Origin of the sequence: Fontibacillus forbon (assembly GCF_046559655.1) — a bacterium.
Taxonomy (GTDB): Bacteria; Bacillota; Bacilli; order Paenibacillales; family Paenibacillaceae; genus Fontibacillus.
In genome coordinates, this window is the sequence record NZ_JBKGFV010000001.1 from 1,093,817 (window position 1) to 1,112,936 (window position 19,120).

Annotated in this window: 18 protein-coding genes; 11 read left to right on the plus strand and 7 right to left on the minus strand. The window is 49.4% G+C overall.

Going from position 1 to position 19,120, the window contains the following annotated elements; genetic code table 11:
* Nucleotides 1–12: 12 nt before the first annotated feature.
* From ACLB09_RS05050 to ACLB09_RS05060, 3 genes are all read left to right on the plus strand, one after another.
* Nucleotides 13–1,251 carry an MFS transporter gene (locus tag ACLB09_RS05050; RefSeq protein WP_410768661.1) on the plus strand — a complete coding sequence of 413 codons (1,239 nt, stop codon included), beginning with the start codon at nucleotides 13–15 and terminating at the stop codon, nucleotides 1,249–1,251.
* 1,067 nt (nucleotides 1,252–2,318) lie between these two features.
* Entirely contained in the window at nucleotides 2,319–3,860 is a 1,542-nt protein-coding gene (locus tag ACLB09_RS05055) for a 2-isopropylmalate synthase (protein ID WP_410768662.1), read from the plus strand.
* A 37-nt stretch (nucleotides 3,861–3,897) separates the two neighbouring features.
* Entirely contained in the window at nucleotides 3,898–4,698 is an 801-nt protein-coding gene (locus ACLB09_RS05060; protein WP_410768663.1) for a methyltransferase domain-containing protein, read from the plus strand.
* Nucleotides 4,699–4,749: 51 nt separating this feature from the next.
* On the opposite strand, the gene ACLB09_RS05065 is transcribed toward ACLB09_RS05060, so the two are convergent.
* Nucleotides 4,750–5,676, minus strand: a complete 927-nt coding sequence (locus ACLB09_RS05065) for an L-lactate dehydrogenase (protein WP_410768664.1) — start codon at nucleotides 5,674–5,676, stop codon at nucleotides 4,750–4,752.
* A gap of 461 nt (nucleotides 5,677–6,137) precedes the next feature.
* Between ACLB09_RS05065 and ACLB09_RS05070 the strand changes: the two genes are divergently transcribed.
* The 4 genes from ACLB09_RS05070 to ACLB09_RS05085 all read left to right on the plus strand — a co-directional run bounded on the left by ACLB09_RS05070 (nucleotide 6,138) and on the right by ACLB09_RS05085 (nucleotide 9,470).
* Nucleotides 6,138–7,115, plus strand: coding sequence for a polysaccharide deacetylase family protein (locus tag ACLB09_RS05070; protein ID WP_410768665.1), 978 nt, complete (start codon nucleotides 6,138–6,140; stop codon nucleotides 7,113–7,115).
* A 66-nt stretch (nucleotides 7,116–7,181) separates the two neighbouring features.
* The gene (locus ACLB09_RS05075; protein ID WP_410769003.1) at nucleotides 7,182–8,474 is read left to right on the plus strand and encodes a WD40/YVTN/BNR-like repeat-containing protein; all 1,293 of its coding nucleotides are present in this window, start codon (nucleotides 7,182–7,184) and stop codon (nucleotides 8,472–8,474) included.
* A gap of 188 nt (nucleotides 8,475–8,662) precedes the next feature.
* Nucleotides 8,663–8,848, plus strand: coding sequence for a hypothetical protein (locus ACLB09_RS05080; protein WP_410768666.1), 186 nt, complete (start codon nucleotides 8,663–8,665; stop codon nucleotides 8,846–8,848).
* Between the two features lie 214 nt (nucleotides 8,849–9,062).
* Nucleotides 9,063–9,470, plus strand: coding sequence for a DUF2500 domain-containing protein (locus ACLB09_RS05085; RefSeq protein ID WP_410768667.1), 408 nt, complete (start codon nucleotides 9,063–9,065; stop codon nucleotides 9,468–9,470).
* 92 nt (nucleotides 9,471–9,562) lie between these two features.
* On the opposite strand, the gene ACLB09_RS05090 is transcribed toward ACLB09_RS05085, so the two are convergent.
* Nucleotides 9,563–10,888 (minus strand): FAD-dependent oxidoreductase, encoded by a 1,326-nt coding sequence (locus ACLB09_RS05090; protein ID WP_410768668.1) that lies wholly within the window; start codon nucleotides 10,886–10,888, stop codon nucleotides 9,563–9,565.
* Between the two features lie 294 nt (nucleotides 10,889–11,182).
* Between ACLB09_RS05090 and ACLB09_RS05095 the strand changes: the two genes are divergently transcribed.
* From ACLB09_RS05095 to ACLB09_RS05105, 3 genes are all read left to right on the plus strand, one after another.
* A complete protein-coding gene (locus ACLB09_RS05095; protein WP_410768669.1) occupies nucleotides 11,183–11,605 on the plus strand; it encodes a cell wall hydrolase in 423 nt (140 codons plus the stop codon).
* Nucleotides 11,606–11,698: 93 nt separating this feature from the next.
* The gene (gerQ, locus tag ACLB09_RS05100) at nucleotides 11,699–12,163 is read left to right on the plus strand and encodes a spore coat protein GerQ (RefSeq protein ID WP_410768670.1); all 465 of its coding nucleotides are present in this window, start codon (nucleotides 11,699–11,701) and stop codon (nucleotides 12,161–12,163) included.
* Nucleotides 12,164–12,457: 294 nt separating this feature from the next.
* On the plus strand, nucleotides 12,458–13,777 hold the full coding sequence (locus ACLB09_RS05105; protein WP_410768671.1) for a hemolysin family protein: 1,320 nt from the start codon (nucleotides 12,458–12,460) through the stop codon (nucleotides 13,775–13,777).
* A gap of 51 nt (nucleotides 13,778–13,828) precedes the next feature.
* Here the strand turns inward: ACLB09_RS05105 and ACLB09_RS05110 are convergent, their stop codons facing one another.
* From ACLB09_RS05110 to ACLB09_RS05120, 3 genes are all read right to left on the minus strand, one after another.
* On the minus strand, nucleotides 13,829–14,665 hold the full coding sequence (locus tag ACLB09_RS05110) for a hypothetical protein (protein ID WP_410768672.1): 837 nt from the start codon (nucleotides 14,663–14,665) through the stop codon (nucleotides 13,829–13,831).
* Nucleotides 14,640–15,248: an RNA polymerase sigma factor gene (locus tag ACLB09_RS05115; RefSeq protein ID WP_410768673.1), complete on the minus strand. Its 609-nt coding sequence runs from the start codon at nucleotides 15,246–15,248 to the stop codon at nucleotides 14,640–14,642. The genes ACLB09_RS05110 and ACLB09_RS05115 overlap by 26 nt, the downstream gene beginning before the upstream one ends.
* A gap of 179 nt (nucleotides 15,249–15,427) precedes the next feature.
* Entirely contained in the window at nucleotides 15,428–16,006 is a 579-nt protein-coding gene (locus ACLB09_RS05120) for a TraR/DksA C4-type zinc finger protein (protein WP_410768674.1), read from the minus strand.
* Between the two features lie 135 nt (nucleotides 16,007–16,141).
* Between ACLB09_RS05120 and ACLB09_RS05125 the strand changes: the two genes are divergently transcribed.
* Entirely contained in the window at nucleotides 16,142–16,348 is a 207-nt protein-coding gene (locus tag ACLB09_RS05125; RefSeq protein ID WP_410768675.1) for a hypothetical protein, read from the plus strand.
* Between the two features lie 85 nt (nucleotides 16,349–16,433).
* Here ACLB09_RS05125 and ACLB09_RS05130 read toward each other — a convergent pair whose 3' ends face one another.
* Nucleotides 16,434–17,666: an aminopeptidase gene (locus tag ACLB09_RS05130; RefSeq protein ID WP_410768676.1), complete on the minus strand. Its 1,233-nt coding sequence runs from the start codon at nucleotides 17,664–17,666 to the stop codon at nucleotides 16,434–16,436.
* 66 nt (nucleotides 17,667–17,732) lie between these two features.
* Nucleotides 17,733–19,097 carry a TrkH family potassium uptake protein gene (locus ACLB09_RS05135; RefSeq protein ID WP_410768677.1) on the minus strand — a complete coding sequence of 455 codons (1,365 nt, stop codon included), beginning with the start codon at nucleotides 19,095–19,097 and terminating at the stop codon, nucleotides 17,733–17,735.
* Between the last annotated feature and the right edge of the window lie 23 nt (nucleotides 19,098–19,120).

Genomic DNA, 19,120 nt, shown 5'->3' on the forward strand with positions numbered 1-19,120 from the left:
GAGAGATCATGAATGTCTAATCATGTAGTTCAAACCGATCCCGATACGGGATCGGCCACATTGGAGAATGGTGGATTTTTCAGGCAGCCTCGAGCCGTATGGGCTGTTTTTTTTGCGGGAATTATCGCCTTCATGGGGCTCGGCCTGGTCGATCCGATCTTGCCGGCGATCGCTGAAAATCTGAATGCTTCCCAGAGCCAGGTAACATTGCTGTTCACAAGCTATAACGCTGTTATGGCTGTAGCGATGCTGGTAACCGGGACCATTTCATCGCGTTTGGGGATGAAGTGGACCTTGCTGCTCGGGATTATCGTGATTGCGATTTTTTCCGCGCTCGGCGGAATATCGGATAACATCTGGACGATTATCGGATTGAGAGGCGGTTGGGGCTTCGGGAACGCGCTGTTTGTGGCCACGGCGTTATCGGCGATCGTTTCGTTGTCGAACAGCGGAACCACCCAAGCGGTAATCTTGTATGAAGCGGCCGTAGGACTTGGTATTTCGGTAGGGCCGCTACTCGGCGGCTGGCTTGGCGCAATTACCTGGAGAGGACCCTTCCTTGGAGTTGCCGTACTCATGGTCTTGGCCTTCATTGGACTGAGTGCATTAATGCCGAAAGCGGCTGATTCTTCAAAAAAAGAACGTCCCAAAACCTCGATCATGGAGCCGTTTCGTGCACTGAGACACCGTTCGCTTGTTATCTTCGGCTTGACCGCATGCCTTTATAACTTCGGCTTCTTTACTTTAATGGCTTATGCTCCATTCGTAATGGGGCTTGATGAACACGGACTTGGTTTCGTCTTTCTGGGATGGGGGGTTCTGCTGGCCTTTACTTCGGTGTTTATGGCTCCCAGACTTCAACAACGCTTTGGAACGGTCAAATCCATGAGTGTCATGCTGTTTCTTTTTGCACTGACGCTGCTTACGATGGGTATTTGGACAAATGTACAATGGGTTGTTATCGCAGCCGTTGTCTTTGCGGGCGCTCTGCTCGGGAATAACAACACATTGATCACCGCAGCCGTGATGAATGCCTCTCCGGTCGAACGCTCGACGGCTTCGGCGGCGTACAGCTTTCTTCGTTTCTTGGGCGGTGCGATAGCTCCTTTTCTGGCCGGCAAACTGGCCGAGTGGTTTAATCCGCATATTCCGTTTGTCGTCGGCGCTGGATTCGTCTTGCTGTCCGTGGTGCTTATTCTGAGCAATCAGCATCATGTGAAGCATGTGGATCACGCAGGAGCGGGGCATTAATGCTCATTATTTGAATGTAGGAGTCATAAATAATATTATGTAAACCTAATGTCGAGCCCGGCAGTTCTATTTGTCGAAAATAAGTGGCCTGATGAGACAAAGCATTTTCGCCGATTGAGCTGCTGCTGCCGGATCATTTTGAAGTGGCGGCTCAGCGGATGTTGGAAAGAGTCCGATAAGGACGATCTTCCGCCATTCTATAGGCTTTGAATATTTAGTTAATAACATTAAATGATGTTAATTTAGCGCATTAATTATATAAGATTAATCATATTAACTATCTTGGGTTGACCATCTTGTTTATGAATTTGTGGAAATCAAGTGTTGACTAAATTTTAGATATCGGCATATAATAGCACCAAGTTTTCCTCAATGACACAGGCAGTGAAGAGGAGCAGGCCATACCGGGTTCTTATGTCCAGAGAGCGGCGAACCAGCTGAAATCGCCGTCTTAACCCCGAGTGCCGACTCGCCTTGGAGCCGTTGTCCCGATTCCTGAGTTCAGGAGTAAGGACAACCGGATTAGCACCCGTTATCGTGCGCGTCAAGCGGATCAGGTCCGTTTGATCATGAGACCGCGGCATGGAAATGACGCGGTGAACATGGGTGGTACCACGGAAGATAACCCCTTTCGTCCCTATAGTGCGCTGTTTGGCGTACGGGATGAGAGGGGTTTTTAGTTGTATATTTGTTTAATTCGGATACAGAAAGAAGCAGAGAAGAGGAGCAGGCCAAACGGGCTCTTATGTCCAGAGAGCGGCGAGCAAGCTGAAATCGCCGTCTTAATCCCGGTGCCGACTCGCCTTGGAGCAGCGTTCCCCAACTTGCCGCGGCAATTCATTGGCTGCAAGCAGGAACAAGGAACGCCGGGTTGTACTCGTTACCGTACAAGGAACCGATGCGTTACCCGCACTGTTCCTATCGAGACCGCCGATTGTGAAGCCTGCGGTAAATCAGGGTGGTACCGTGAAAGCAACCTCTTTCGCCCCTGCTGCAGCCTTATGGCTTGGAGCAGGAGCGAAAGAGGTTTTTTATTTTACAAAAATTATAACAAGGTGGGATTAAGCATGCGGAAAATTTATGTATTTGACACGACTTTGCGGGATGGGGAACAATCTCCGGGCGTCAGCCTGACAACGGAAGAGAAGGTGGCGATCGCCCTTCAACTGGAGAAGCTTGGCATCGATCGAATTGAAGCCGGGTTTGCGGCGACTTCGCCCGGGGATCTGCAAAGCATCCGCGAAGTGGCGAAGCAGGTGAAGAACGCCACGCTGCTTAGTTTGGCCCGTTGCCACACCAAGGATATCGACGCGGCTGTCGAAGCGCTGAAAGATGCGGAAGATCCTTGCCTGCATCTGGTGCTGGCCACTTCGCCGATCCACCGCGAATACAAGCTGCGGATGGATAAAGCCAAAGTGATGGAGACGGCGGAAGCCGCTATTCGGTATGGCCGGAAATTTTTTGACAAAATCGAATTTTCCGCAGAGGATGCCAGCCGGACGGAGATCGATTTTCTGTGCGAGATGACGGCGATGGCGATCCGCGCCGGGGCTACGGTCGTCAATTTGCCTGATACGGTAGGCTTCGCTACGCCTGAACAGTTCGGAGCGATGTTCAGAACGATAAAAGCAAACGTTCCGGGAATCGAGAAAATTCAGCTCAGCACGCACTGTCATGATGATCTCGGTATGGCGACGGCCAATACGCTGGCCGCGATCGCGAACGGCGTGGATCAGTTCGAAGGAACAATCAACGGAATCGGTGAGCGTGCCGGCAATACATGCATCGAAGAGGTGGCTTTGGCCTTGGAGACAAGAAGCGACTTTTACGGGGCCAAAACGAGCTTGAATCTTGGCGAGATCTATCAAACGAGCCGGATGGTCAGCAAAATGACGGGGATGGGCGTACCGGGGAACAAAGCGATCGTCGGCGCCAACGCATTTGCGCACGAATCCGGCATTCATCAGGACGGGATGCTAAAGAACCGCAGCACCTATGAAATCATCACGCCGGAGACGATCGGAGCGAGCTCCAGCAAGCTGGTGCTGGGCAAGCACTCCGGCCGTCATGCCTTCAAGGAAAAGCTGGCGGACCTTGGTTACACGGTGGATGAAGAGCAGCTTAACATTGCTTTCGCCAAATTCAAGGAGCTCGCAGACCGGAAGAAGAACGTGCTTGCCGAAGATATCCGGGCCCTGCTTGAAGAGAACATGGTGAGCGGTCCTAAGCCTTTCGTGTTGGACAGTATTCATGTTTCTTACGGAAACAGATCGCTGCCAACCGCCTCCGTCCGGGTAATTAAACAGGATGGAACCATCACCGATGAAGCTTCGGTAGGTAACGGGTCTGTGGACGCCGTGTATCAGGCCTTGGCTAAGGCTACCGGCTCCCGGGCAGAGCTGGAAGATTACTCGATCCATTCCGTCACGCAAGGTACGGACGCCCAGGGAGAAGTCCATGTCGTGCTGAAACAGGATGACGTTGCCGTATCGGGACGCGGTGTTAGCACCGATATCATCGAAGCCAGCGCCAAGGCGTATATCGATGCCATGAACCGGATGGCTGGACGTCAGGAACGCGAACGGGAAGGAAATATCGTCATTTATTAAGGCAGGAAGGGATAAAACGGGAAGCGGGGGGCATTGCATGAACCAGGATCAGGCGTCTAAAAGAGCGGTTCTATCTCATTCGGGCGTGATCGACGCCCGATCGTTAGAGACTTCGCATATGAGGCTGGCAGAAATATTGGCTCCAGGAATGACCGTACTGGATGTAGGATGCGGGACGGGAGCGATCACGCACGGCATCGCCAGGGCTGTAGGCCCGACCGGCCAAGTAATCGGCGTGGATTACAACCCGGAACTCATCGCCAAAGCCCGTCACAACTATGAGGGGATTCCGGGATTGTCTTTTGAAACCGGAGATATCTACCGGCTCCCGTATCAAGACCGGTTTCATGTCGTCACCTGCGCAAGAGTGCTGCAATGGCTCGCAGATCCGGGGAAAGCGCTGGGACAGATGGTTCAATCCGCGCGGTCCGGCGGAACCGTGCTTGTTCTGGATTACAATCACGAAAAGATCGAATGGCATCCGCAGATTCCGGAAGCTATGGTCAACTTCTATGCTGCTTTCCTGAGGTGGCGGAAGGATGCCGGCATGGATAACAAAATTGCCGACCATTTGGCTGGCTTGTTTGAACAACAAGGCTTGAGCCGGATTCGAGTGACAGCCCAACATGAGACTGCTTTGCGGGGCGCTCCCGATTTTGACAGCCATACCCTGATCTGGGCGGGCGTAGCTAGCTTTAAGGGTGTACAGATGGTGCAGGACGGGTATATGGAAGAGAGCGAACGTGCGGTAGCGGAAGAGCAATACCGGAAGTGGGCGGCCGGGCAAGCGGAGTTCCAGAAGATGTACCTGTTGTCCGTGGAAGGGATCAAGCCATAACCGTAACACAAAAATACAGCCGTTCCCGATATGGGGAACGGCTGTTATTATTTATAATTCCAACTTGGCGATTTCCGATTTCAGCTTGTTCGCCGAATTTTGGAACTGGATCAGCTCCTGATCACTCAGCTCGAGGTCCAGAACCTGGCGTACGCCCGTACGGTCGACGATGCTCGGCACGCCGAGGTAGACATCGGAGACGCCGTTATAGTCGCTCAAGAGGGTAGAAACGTTCAACACGGAGCCTTCATCTTGCAGAATGGACACGATGATCCGGTCCAAAGCGAGAGCGATGGCATAGGAAGTGGCACCCTTAGCATTGATGATTTCATAAGCGGCATTTTTCGTACTGTTGAATATATCCTCCCGGTCCTGATCGGAGAATTCAAGCCCGATTCCGGCCACGTTGGCAAGGCTCCAAAGCGGAAGCTCGGAGTCCCCGTGTTCGCCGACGATATGCGCGTGAATGCTGCGCGGGTTAATTCCTTTATTTTGTCCGATCAGGTAGCGGAAACGGGCACTATCCAGAAGGGTACCCGAGCCGATGACCCGATTGGAAGGGAAGCCGCTCTTTTTGAGAGATACATAGGTTAAAATGTCAACCGGGTTTGTAGCTACCAAAATGATACCGTGATCGTTATATTTAACGATGTTTTGAATGATGCTGTCGAAAATGCCGGCATTGCGCTTCAGCAGATCGATTCTGGTTTCACCCGGACGCTGCGAGGCCCCGGCAGCGATGACGATGATGTCGGCATCCGCACAATCGCTGTAATCTCCGGCCCAAAGCTTAACGCCGCCGGTAAAAGGCAAGCCGTGGTTCATATCGAGTGCTTCGCCAAGCGCCTTATCTTTGTTGGCGTCGATCAGAACGAGTTCGGACACCCGCTCGCGAAGCAGCAAAGTGTAAGCGGTTGTCGAGCCCACCGCACCGGTCCCAATAATAACTACTCTACTGGAACGCAATTGAGTTTTCATGATTTCATCATCTCCTTGATTCTTGTTTTCCAACCTATAGGATGCTCAGAATAAGTTTCCTTAATCAGCCCGAGAAGCCTGGCAAAGGAATGAGAAACGATCCGCTTTTTGAAAAATTTGCGGATATGTACTTATTACTCCCTACATTGTACATGAAACAACAAAAATTTAAAGTAAAACATGGAAAAATCATATATTTAAAAATTTTAATATATAAATAGATAATATAATATACATAAAAAATGTTATGTAAACTTAATTTGGATTATGAGAACTTTGTAACCGTGTATGTAACCATTCTGTAAGGACGCCGTGGCTCTTTTTATATTATTCTAGTAATATCAATAGAGAGAGGACCATGGTGATTTTAAATGTCTTACATACAACGAATGGAAGAGGAACAACAGCTTCGGCAAACAAAACGAAACAAAGATAAGAGATCATCCCGCAGGATGAAGTCCATGGTCATTATAGCATTAGTATTGTCTTCCGCCTCTTTGGTTATGTCCGCTTTTGCCGCGAACAACATCTGGCATGGCAATTCAGCGAGCCACGGCTCTGCGGCGGCAGTCACTCCAAAATTTGCGGGTTCCGCCGAACCGTCTACAGGCGAAGAAGAGCAGCTCATTAATCATCAAAATGATATAACCGAACCGGAATCGGAATCTGGAGATGAAACTCCGGGAGTGACTACAGAGAGTACGGACCCTAAAGATGCACCGCAGGCAGATGCAAGCGATTCCGTTACTACCCAGACTCCTCCGGCAGTCCCGCAAAAGGAAGGTAAGGAAGCGAAGACGGGTGCGAAATCCGAGAAAAAGAAAGCGCAAAAAGTCATTTATCTCACATTTGATGACGGACCGGGTAAATATACGGATCAGATAGTAAGTATCTTAAACAAGCATGGAATCCATGCCACCTTCTTCATGATCGGAAACCAGGTTTCCGGCAATGAGAAGGCAATAAAGACGGCAGCGGAAAACGGGAATTACGTAGGCCTGCACAGTATGACCCACGATAAGAAAAAGCTATACAAAAGCTCCGGTTCAGCTAGATTCATTAAAGAGTTTAAACAAGAGCAGGAAATGATCTCTAAAATAACCGGGACCAAGCCGTGGCTAATCCGGGCGCCGTATGGCAGCAAACCGGAAATCAACGACAAATTCCTCGATGATATCGCAGCCGCCAAATTTAAGATGTGGGACTGGACCGTCGATTCCAAGGACTGGTATTATCCCGGCAAGCCGGAACGGATTATACAGGAAATCAAGCGTCAGGTTCATCGGGATACCGAAGTTATTCTCATGCATGAGAAGTCGCAGACCGTGCAGGCGTTGCCGGAAATCATAGAGTATTTGAAGAAAAAAGGGTACTCGTTCGCTGTATATAAACCGGATCAGCATTTCTCCGTAAACTTTGCAAAAGATGAGCGCTTGTAGTCTAGTATTCCGCCTATGCTATAATTAATTGAATCTGCGAGATTTTGAAGGAGAGGTGGTTTCTTGGTGAGATGGTGGTACAAAGCAGCCGGATGCGCTGTTGCGGCCTGTCTGCTGCTGACTGCTTGCTCTTCGAAGCAACCGCCGGCCCCAAATAGTCCTATCAGTCAGGAGGAAGAGATGCAGGAAGAAGGACAGACGCTAACTGTCATCAATCCTGAATCCTCCATGAGTAACTCCACAAATCTTCCATCCACGGAAGAGGGGAAGAAATATCAGATCCAAACCCGGCTAACCGATTTCCGATTGTTGAGTGCTTCCAAGGGATTAGCCTGGGGCTCAACACGAAGCGAATTGCGGCTCTATGTGACTCAGGATAACGGGGAGACATGGATCAACATATCGCCGGCCGCTTCCGTCCAGTTTCCCAATAATCCTCAGTACGGTAAGGATTTGTTCTTCGTGGATACGGACCATGGCTGGATCGTTCGCAATTCACTCGGAGCGGGTGAAGCTATTGTCCTTCGGACCGGAGATGGCGGAGCGACTTGGAAAATGACCTCGCTGCCAGAGGCGGATGATGTTGCTTCCATTTACTTTTTGGATCAGAGTCTGGGATGGATTTTGACGGTGGGACAGGGACCGGACAGCAGTGAAGCAAAAACGTTATACAGAACGAATAACGGCGGAGCAACCTGGGAAAAAATTATGAGTACGCCGATTCTCCCGACCGATACTTCGGTCGTGGATCAAACGCTTCCGAAACTGGGAGATCCCATGGGCATGGTGTTCACGGATGACAAAAACGGCTACATCACGATGGTTGAAGCCGGGTTCCCCGCTTTGTATGCGACAAAAAACGGAGGCAGGCATTGGGTGATGAGCGACCGGTTTTTCGAGCAAGATAAATTCACTACCTGCGAACGTTTTACAGTGGGAGAACCAAGCTTTTTTAATAGCGGTAACACGGGATGGATCCCTTTCGGGTGCGGAAGGGAAAATGCGTTAAAATTCAACGGCTACTTTACTACCTCCGGCGGAAAAAGCTGGAGCCTGGCTCCTTTTGGCTTGCCATGGCAAGCCGGCTCCTATGGGAACATGACAACCACGTTTATTAATACCAAAGAAGGTTGGTCCCTTCAGGACTCCGGTTTATATCATACCTTGGATCAGGGCAATAGCTGGACCTTGCTGCCGGAGAGCAAGAAGCTGAACAAAGTGCTTGCCGATTATCCCGTAGTGGTAAAAATCCAGTTTTATTCCGCCAAGACAGGTTGGCTGCTTGTTGAAAAAAGTGATAAAAAACGATCCCTGCTCCTGCAAACGCAGGACGGCGGAATCAGTTGGCGCGTACTTTAACCGGTAGCGTCAACTTTTTTTGTCTGAACCGAAAAGGAAAATAGCATAAAATGTGATGTTCATTAATTTGTGAAAATTATCACGTGCACTGTTCAGACTTTGTGATATATTTAACTTGTAAGAAGGAAACAGACAACGAAAGACAATGAAAGACAGAATTTTAACTAAAATTATAGGAGTGAGTCAAAATGAAAACAGCTGACCAAGAAACGATTACCCGTAACTTCCTCCAATTTTGCTATACTTGCGAAGATGCTCACCTGTGCACAACCGAGGAAGCTTGCCAAGCTTGCTGGGCGGAAAACGGACTGTGCGAGCAACAAGCAGACGGTGCGGACGAAACTCGTGAACTTCTGCAATTCTATTATGCATAATTCATCAACCTCATCTTTCAAATAACCTTCGGTTCTTGGCCCAGGAACCGGAGGTTTTTTGTTGTCTTGAAGAAAACAAAATAATCGGACAAGGGTGGCATATTTTCACAAGTGCCGGAATAACAAGTTTTGATTTGGACGGCATATACATAAGAGAGAAGGAGAGGGCGAGCAGGCTGCTGCATTGGCCGGCGCCAGATAAGGAGGGAGAAGCGTGCAATCTTGGATGGAAATGTTCGGGGTGATGAATACGGCTTTCCCGATCTTCGTCGTCGTCATTCTCGGTATTATCGTTCTAACAACGGCTGGCGGCTTAAAAAGACACCTGTCGAACAACCGGCAGCCGGTGCTTATCGTTTCGTCCGTCATTGTATCCAAACGGACGGAAGTAACCCATAGGCATGATACGGATCTCTCCATTAACCGTTCGGACAGCAAATATTATTTGACGTTTGAGGTGGAGAGTGGGGACCGGATGGAATTCCTGGTGAGCGGAGAGGAATACGGCCAATGCTCGGAAGGAGATGAAGGGAAGCTGACTTTTCAAGGAAGCCGGTATTTCGGATTCGAGAGGCTTAGCAAAACTTATCGTGCTGCGCTCCAAGAGTATCGTCACTATTAGAATGACCTTGCTGATCAAATAATGAAGAGCTGTCCGGCGGACAGCTCTTTTTGTTGTATGTTGGCTAACTACTGCTCGCCTATACTCATGAATTAATGCGCCAATGCTTTGGTTCTCACCTTTTCGGTCAGCAGTATTTGTGCGGCTGCCCTGCCGCTGGAGAAAGCACGTTCGGCGAGTTCGCCTTTGCCTTCGCAACCATCGCCGCAAAAGAGGAACGGAACACCCTGCAATTTGTTCGGAAGCAGTTTGTTGGTATGGATATTTTTGACGCTGGATACCATGGCTTTTTTGGATATCCGTTTTACAGCCGTATGTTCGCGCCAGTCCGGATAATAAGTGTCGAACAATGCTTCCATTTGCTGTGTTTTGCTTTCCAGGTATTGCTTCTTTTGGTCCTCGTCCGTGAAATCGTCATTCAGATAGGCGATGCCCTGAAGAAGCTGGCCGCCTACCGGTACTACCGTATAGTCCGTCGCCGAGACGTCGCTGATAAATACTTTGTTATCCATATCGCTGATGTAATGGAAAGGGCGGGCTACCACTTTCGAGAATCCAACGTCGTAAACCATCACTTCAGTACAGCTGTTGTCTTTATAAGCGTCAAGCTGCCCGTCCCAAGCAGAGGATTCAAGCAATTTTGAGACTTGCTGTACCGGCATTGCAAAAATGATTTGATCGAATTCAAGCGCTTCGCGGGTTTTGGTGTTGAGCTTAAATTTCCCGTTTTCCATGGCGATCGATTCCACCGGCTCTTTAACCGCGATATCCCATTTCTCGTTCCCGCCGATTTTTTGCACAAGTTGATCGGTGATCGTTGCCCAACTGCCGAGAATATAGTTGACCGGTTTAGAGGAAAGGAACAAATTGTGATAATAGTCCGCAATGACTTCGCCGGATACTTTACGGGCATCTTCGGGCGTAATAAAAAAGTTGGAACTGACCAAATGCTCCCATAATTCCTTGACGTCCGGGGCGGCATTGGATTGGTCCAAATACTCCCCCAGTGTCCGGTAGCGCTTCAAATGATGGATGTTTCCAATCACCGCGGCGATTTCGGCCACGAATCTCACTTTCTCGAACGTACTCAACACGTCGGTCTTCATAATGTTGACGAAATCGAGGGGAGCGGGCGTCAAATTGCCGTGCTTGGCGTAAACGACTTTCCGCTTATCCACTTGTTTGCTTTGGAATTTGAGTTGTAACTCTTGTTCCATGTCCTGCAGCGTGTGTCTGTCGATGCCGTAAACCGCATGGGCACCGTAATTTAACGTAAAGCCGGATTTCTCATAGGTAAATGCACGCCCGCCCAATTGAGGACTGCGTTCGAACACCGTTCCTTCGGTATCCGGACTGTCGGACAGATATGCGGCAGCCGTTAAACCGGCCAAACCGCCGCCAATGATTGCGATTTTCATGGGAGAACCTCCTAAAAGGTTTTGAATGAAAAAAGTTTCTGTATGATAGAAATCCATTTGTGCAAAAACCGTATTCATTTAACAGTATATGCTATTCATGTAAGCGCGTCCATAGAAACGGACACTAAATATTCAAATTTGTAATCGCATTCATAAGTGGAATGAGAATTTTTCCTTGACAGGCTAGGATGCGATCTTCTGCGTTGTCGGCAATTTTTGTTAGGCATCTGCACCATGATAGGCATTCGCACATAGGATATACCGTTGAGAAGTGAGGAAAGGGGGAAACGGGATTTGGCCGTTATCAAAACCAATTCCGAGGATGTAAGACTCCTCGCAAGGCTGATGCGGGCGGAAGCCGAGGGAGAAGGCGAGCAGGGGATGCTGATGGTCGGTAACGTCGGGGTTAACCGGATTCTCGGAGGTTGCCTGGACTTTCGGAATATACGCAGCATGAACGATATGGTCTTTCAATCGCCAGGGGGATTCGAGGCCACGCAAAAAGGCTATTTTTATCAAAGGGCCCGTGACCGGGAAATCCGGCTGGCCCAGCGCGTCATAAACGGAGAAAAAATAAGGCCTGCATCCAATGCGCTCTGGTTCTTCAGACCGGCAGGCGGTTGTCCAGGGACCTGGTATAACCAGACGAACACCGGCAGATTCAAGGCGCATTGCTTCTTCGCTCCGACCGCGGAAGACTGCCCGGCTGTATATTGACTTGAAATGATGGCAAGGCTCACCATTGTGATTTTTCAATACATGCAAGGCTTCAAAACAAGAGCAAGAAACCATTGAGGAGGAATTATGTCCATGTTTAATCAACCTTATCGGCCGGTGACTTACAAAATTGGAGGAAACCCTGCAGGTGCTTATCCATCCGTAGGAGGAACCGGAACCGGCAACGGCACCGGCACCGGAACTGCGGGTTATCAGCCGCCGCAAGTGCCCAGCGGCAGCCCGATGACGCCATCCGGAACCGTAATGCCCGTGCAAATCCCAACTTATGAGCAATCCTACATCGAGAACATTTTGCGCTTAAACTTGGGGAAAGTCGGTACGTTCTACATGACTTACGAGAACAATTCCCAATGGAATGCGAAGATTTTTAAAGGGGTGCTCGAAGCTGCCGGCCGCGATCACATTATCATAAGCGATCCGAATACGGGAGTGCGTACGATCCTGTTGATGGTAAACCTGGATTACGCCACATTCGATCAACCGCTGGTTTATCAATATCCCGGAACGATCGGCAACCCGCCGACGACCCGCAGATAAAGCACGCATGGTATCAGGACCTCCTATGGAGGTCCTCTTTGCGTCATCCCAAAAAATAGAGCGGATGCAGGCCTGTTTCCATGGCATACACCAGGGTTTGACTGTGTAGTGTATAATTATATAATTAATAGTAATTCATTTAGTTGGTGGCAACCCGTTTTTAAATGTTCAAAGCAGGGGAGATGAATCCATTGGGAAGTTGACGATATATGCCGACATTAAACATCAATATCATTTCAAACCGCGAAGGAGGTGCACCTATTCACCGCACTGATGGCGGGGATAGGAAACGTATTGACTGACCCTTTACCGAGTCTTTTTTCAATAGGACTGATGCTGTTATTGGTCCTGCTTAACGGATTTTTCGTATCTGCGGAATTTGCAATCGTAAAAATCAGAAGCGGCCGGATTGATGCCTTGGTCGAAGAAGGACGCAAAAACGCCGTTATCGTGAGAAGCTTATTAAACCACCTTGACGGATACTTATCCGCTTGTCAGTTGGGAATCACGCTTTGTTCCCTGGGGCTTGGTTGGCTCGGCGAACCGGTGGTGGCCCGGATGCTTAACCCCTTGTTCGAGCTTGCGGGTTTTAGCGAAAAACCGGTTCATATCGTATCGCTGCTGGTTTCCTTTTTACTGATTGCCGTATTGCATATTGTTCTCGGGGAACTTGCCCCCAAAACGATCGCCGTACGTAAAGCGGAACAAATCACGCTTATGTCGGCTCGTCCGATGCGCTTTTTTTACAAGCTGATGTTTCCTTTCATTTGGACGCTGAACCGTCTGTCTTCCGGACTGCTGAGAATGTTCGGAATCGCCCCCGTATCGGAGCAGGATTCGCTGCACACCGAGGAAGAGATCCGGGTGATGATGAAGGAGAGTACGGAGAGCGGACTGATCGACAGTACGGAAATGTCGCTCGTTGACAATATTTTCGAATTTGCCGAAACGACAGCCCGGGAGATCATGATTCCTCGCACGGAAATGATTTGCCTGTATACGCAAAATTCGCTGGACGAAAATCTGACGATTGCGCTGGAAGGCACGCGTACGCGATATCCTGTCTGCAACATCGACAAGGACCATATTATCGGATTTATTCATATTAAAGATTTAATCCGCTCGAATACCCAGGATTATCGCGACTTGCTGCGCCCGATCATGGCTGTCCCTGAATCGATTCAAATCAGCGAGCTCATGAAACGCATGCAGCGCGGTAAAACGCAAATCGCCATCCTTATCGATGAATACGGAGGCACTTCCGGGATGGTCACGCTGGAAGATATCGTCGAAGAAATCGTCGGAGAAATTCAGGACGAATTCGATGAAGAGCGGCCAGGCATCGAGCAACTGGATGAAAATCATTATTCCATAGACGGCCTCATGCTGATCGAATCGATCAACGACCGGTTCGGCTTCGAACTGGATTCCGAGGATTACGACACGATCGGAGGCTGGCTGTACTCCAGGATTGAAATCCTTCCGCCGCAAATCGGTCAAACCGTGGAATACGAAGGCTACATTTATATGGTGGAGGAGACCGACAACAAGAGAATTTCGCGCGTCAAGCTGTTTAAACAGCAGTTCATTCCCATCGAGGAAGCCGGCGCATAACATACATGTAGAAACGGCGGGCAGCCCTATAAGGTCTGCCCGCCGTTTCGTTTATTGATTTAACCCGTTGGCTATCGCGATCATTTCTTCCTTGTCGACATCGCCGAATGCGTTAAAGTAGACATTACCCAGCATCATATTAATTTCCGTTACGGTCCCGGTGCTGATATAGGCAATGCTGCCGTTATTCATTTCAACTTCTTCCGTGCTTTCTTTGCTTATGGTGGAGAGGATTTCGTTATTCATCAACAAATCGAAAATCAGCCGGAGCGATTGGTTATCCTGCGTCGTGTAGAGCAGGTGCGCGCTTTTGCCGAATGTATTCGGATCATCAGGGGTACCCGCCGGAATGACGACCTCCAGCGTTTTCAAGGTGAAACGGTCCGGAATATAACTAATCCGAGGCAAGGAGAAGGCCAGCGTCTCACGTGCTTGATCCATATCCATCTCCACATGGGAATACGTTCCCGAGTCGACGAGATGGACCGACTTACTCATTTCCTGAAGTTCTTCTTCGGTAAAACCGTCCGGCGGAGGCGGCGTCTTGGCTTTGGAAGGATCCGGTTGCTGTGGAACATTGCCAAATACAATTTGCGACATCCCGCTGCCCAGGTTTTTGAGCTCCTGGAAAATGGGGGAGATCGCTTTAGTCACTAAAGGAGGACTGAACAAGACGGCTCCCAGGATCATGGAGGCGGCAACAATGCCAAACAGCTTGGCATGGCGGCGGCGCTTGCCGAAGTTTCTGCGCCGGTTCAATTTCTTTTGAATCTGTTCCCAGGATTTGCGGCGCTCTGCTTCAGAATAAGTAGGGAGGGTGTCGATCGCTTTTTGAAAAGCATCATTAAATAAAGTCTCAAACTCAGCGGGATATTTTTGATTTTCCATGTTCTCGTTTTTGATATTCGCCACCCCACTCTCTGAATAGCATTTTCTTGATCCCTTCCCGGGTACGAAAAAGCCGCTGTCTGACGATATTCTCGCAGAGATTCAGCCGCTCGGCAATTTCTTTATAGCTTAACCCCTGTTTCCAGCGCAATTCGATCAATTGGCGGTATTCCGGTTTCAACTTGCTCAAATGAGCGTAGATCGCTTCTTCCATCATTTTGGCTTCGACGGTTTGTTCTACGGATGGGACATTCGGACTAATAGGATCTATATCCATATAAACACGCTCTAAGTCCAAGTGGTTACGGAATTTTTTATTTTTTCTAAAATAATTAATGGTCGTATTCCGCGCCACTGTTTTTAGCCATGATTTCATAACGCTTTCATTTTCGAAATGGGGTTTCTTCGTTACAACTTTAATAAAAGCTTCTTGAATAATATCCTCGGTAGCCTGATGATCTTTCACGAGATAGAAGATGGTCCCATATACAAGATCATAAAAAGCATAATAGACTTCTTCTTGAATGTTGACTGACAAATTATGAAAGTCGGCTCCGAGCAGCCATTCCAACCGTTCCGGCATGGTACTCCCCTCTCTAGCCGTTAAGGCAAGTCAATCTATATAAAAACCAATACCTCGATAATACTATAACGCGTTCCCGAAAGGAATGATTTTCCAAAGAAAAAAGGTTCAAAGGCAGACTTCTCCAGAAGAATGCCTTTGAACCTTGGATAAAAATTCCACATATACGTTATCGGGTATTAGTCTTCATCCACCGTTAAGGAATCATAATCTATAGCATTTCGTTTGGCGGCCATGGCCGGCGAATCGGAATTGCCGTACTGCTCCAACGAATGCCATGCGCTTGCGTCGTCGAATTTTCCCGCATCGCGCTGTCTGTTCTCCCCAGCTCCTTTTGGAGGGGAGGTGATCAGATTTTCTTCAACAGGCCTGTAGTCACCGACATTCCGTTCCGGGGTGTGTTCCACACAGTACGAGGTATAAGGAATCGCCTCAAGGCGCTCGTAAGGGATTTCATTCCCGCAGACGGAACAAGTTCCGTAGCTGGAATCGTTGATCCGGTCCAATGCCCTGTTAATGTCTTTGAGGCGTCTTGCCAAATTATCGTCAACCGCCATATCGCGGCTGCGTTCGAAGGTTTCCGTTCCGACATCGGCCGGATGGTTGTCATAGGCGGATAGCTCTCCGGTGGATGCCCGAAGCGACTCCTCGGAATGGGAAGGTGACGACTCCGTGTCAAAATGATTTTCAAATTCCTGTTTTTCTTCCTGAAGAGACTCTTTCAGATACTGAAGCTGAGTTTTAGTCAGATGGCTCATGAACTTTCCCTCCTCAAATAATTAGGCCAAGCTCCGTGATCCAGCCTAAGTATGGTTTACCCGGGAATGAAGGAGGGTGACGCAAGGGCAGCTTTATCTTACAATGGGGGTAAGTAGTCAAGGGGGGGATATGGTATGTGGCTGTATGTCGTGATCATTGCGCTCGTGGTTATTGCCGCGGTCGGCACGTTAATCATCGGAAATTCCAAGGAGAATCGTACGGGTAACCCGGATTATGACCGGCGGACGAAAAAGAACCTCGTCAAACTGACGCTGATTTATGGCGGCTCTATCTTGGTGATCGCCTTGCTGCTGGTAGGCTTACTGGACCTGTCCATGTAAATAAGCCCCTTAGGAATAAATCACCCCGCCAGAATCCCGGCGGGGTGATTTAATATATTGTGCGGCATTTGTTAAATAAAACTGCTTAGAACGCCCAGTTGCCTTTCGCGAAGATTTGCTCTTCTTTGCCGTCTTCCGTGATGCCGAAAATGTCCATCTCCGCCGAACCGACCATAAAGTCTTCATGCGCGAAGCTTGCATTGAGTCCATGCTGCTTCAATTCTTCGCTGTTCATCGATTTGCCGCCTTCCAGGTTGAAGGCGTAAGCATTGCCGATCGCCAAATGGTTGGATGCATTTTCGTCAAACAGCGTGTTATAGAACAAGATTCCCGACTGTGAAATCGGCGAGCCATGCGGCACCAGGGCGACTTCGCCCAAATAATGCGAGCCTTCGTCCAGCTCAACGAGCTGCTTGAGGGTTGCCTCTCCGACTTCCGCAGCATAATCCACGATTCGGCCGTTTTCGAACGTCAGTTTGAAGCGGTCGATAATGTTTCCGTTGTAGCTTAACGGTTTGGTGCTCGACACAGTGCCGTTGACCCCGGTTTTAAGCGGAGCGGTGAACACTTCTTCCGTCGGAAGATTCGCCAGGAAGGTGTTACCCTGTGCGTTGATGCTTTCTGCGGCGACCCACAGATGCCCCTTCGGCAGTTCGATCGTTAAATCCGTGCCAGGTGCTACATAGTGAAGCTTTTTGTATCGTTTGGCATTCAGGTATTCCGACTTTTCGGTCAGATTGGCAATATGCTCCCGCCAAGCGGCGATCGGATCAGGCTGATCGATTCTTACGGTCCGGAAAATCGCTTCCCATAATGCGTCCACTTGTTCCGCTTCCGGAACATCGGGGAACACTTTAGCCGCCCAGGTCTTCGAAGGAACGGCAACGATCGACCAACTGAACTTGTCGGCCATTTGCATCTCACGGTACTTGCTCATTGCTTTGCCGTACGTTTTTTGATGGTTGGTAATCCGCTGCGGATCGACGCCGGTCAGCAAGTCCGGATCCGAAGAGATGACGTGCAGTACGGCTGCGCCGTTCTCCACGTATTCAAGCATTTCTCCCGCATACCATTTCGGATCGTCCAGGAAGGATTCTTCCGCTGCCAGCTCGTAGCGCAACCGGGTGACGGTGTCATCGCTCCAGTTCACTTTCACGAATCTTGCTCCCGCTTCATAAGCTTGCTTTACAATTAAACGTACGAGTTCAGCCGAATCCACAGTAGCGACTACGATCAGGGTTTGACCTGGTTGTACATTGGCACCTATTTTGACGGCCAATTCCGCGTATTTCTGCAACTTCTCTTGAAAATCTGACATATTCGTTCCTCCATATAGAAAAATGGTTATTGCTATATCATACTACGAATTAGATATTCTATCCAATTAACCAATGGTTATTTTTCCTTCAGGGTATTTGAACAATTCTTTGTCCGATTTCGGTGCCAATGCATAGGCCAAGGTTACGGGACCCACTCTTCCCAGGAACATGACGATGCAAAGTACAGCTTTGCTTATGTCCGTTAGCCGCGGGGTTAAGTCGAGGCTAAGTCCCGCCGTAGCGAAAGCGGACGTGGTTTCGAACAACAGGGGGAGGAACTCCCTGTCTTCGATGACGGACATGATCATCGCCGCGAAGATGACGAGGAACAGCGCCAGCCAGGTTTGGGTAATCGCCCGCATGATCGATCCTTTGGACAAGCGTCTGCGGAAGAAGACAATATCCTCGCGCCCCCGGATCATGGCATACATAGCGCCGAGCAGGATGGCAAACACGGTTACTTTAATCCCCCCGCCGGTGGATCCTGGGGCGGCCCCGATAAACATGAGCAAGATGAACAAGAATTGTGTAGAGAGCTCCATGTCGGCCATGCTGAGCGTAGTGACGCCACCTGATCTGGAACTGATCGAATGGAAGAACGAACTCATGACCCGATCCCCCCAGCCAAGCGGCTTCAGGGTATCGGGGTTGTTCAATTCAAGGGCAAACATCATTAGGGCTCCGCCTACGATCAGGAGCGCCGACATACTCAGGACCACTTTCGTATGCAGGGACAACTTCCGGGTACGGGAGTAATGCAGCAAGTCCGAAATGACTATAAATCCGATACCCCCAAGCACGATCAGAATCATAACGACGATATTGACAAACGGATCACTGCCGTATTCCGCAAGACCGCTAAATTTGCCATGGATCGATCCGAACAAGTCGAAGCCGGCATTGTTAAAAATCGAAATGCTGTGGAAGACACCGAAATAAAGCGCTTGATGCCAAGGCATGTCCATGGCCCATCTTGCGGCCAGCAACAGCGCGCCGGTGCCTTCGATCACTAATGCGTAAGTAATAACGCGCCGGATCAGCGTAAGGAGCCCTTCCATAGAATTATGGTTCATGGCTTCTTGCAACAAGAGCCTGTCCCGTAGCGAAATCCGCCGGTTAAACGCAAGGGCGATCAACGTGCCGAAGGTCATAAATCCGAGGCCGCCAATCTGGGCAAGCGCCACAATCACGATTTCCCCGAACAGGGAAAAGTGCGTTCCCGTATCGACCACGGTCAGCCCGGTTACGCAAGTGGCGGAAGTTGCCATAAAAAAGGCGTCGATCAGTTTCATCGGTTTTCCGTCGGTTGAGGCGGGACCCAGCGATAGCAGGAAGGTACCCAATATGATGATGATACCGAAGCCGTAGGACAAGGTTTTGGCCGGAGTTAAGGCCTGAATTTTTTTGGTCTTGCTGCGTTTTCTAAACAATGTGTTTTCACCTCATACATGAT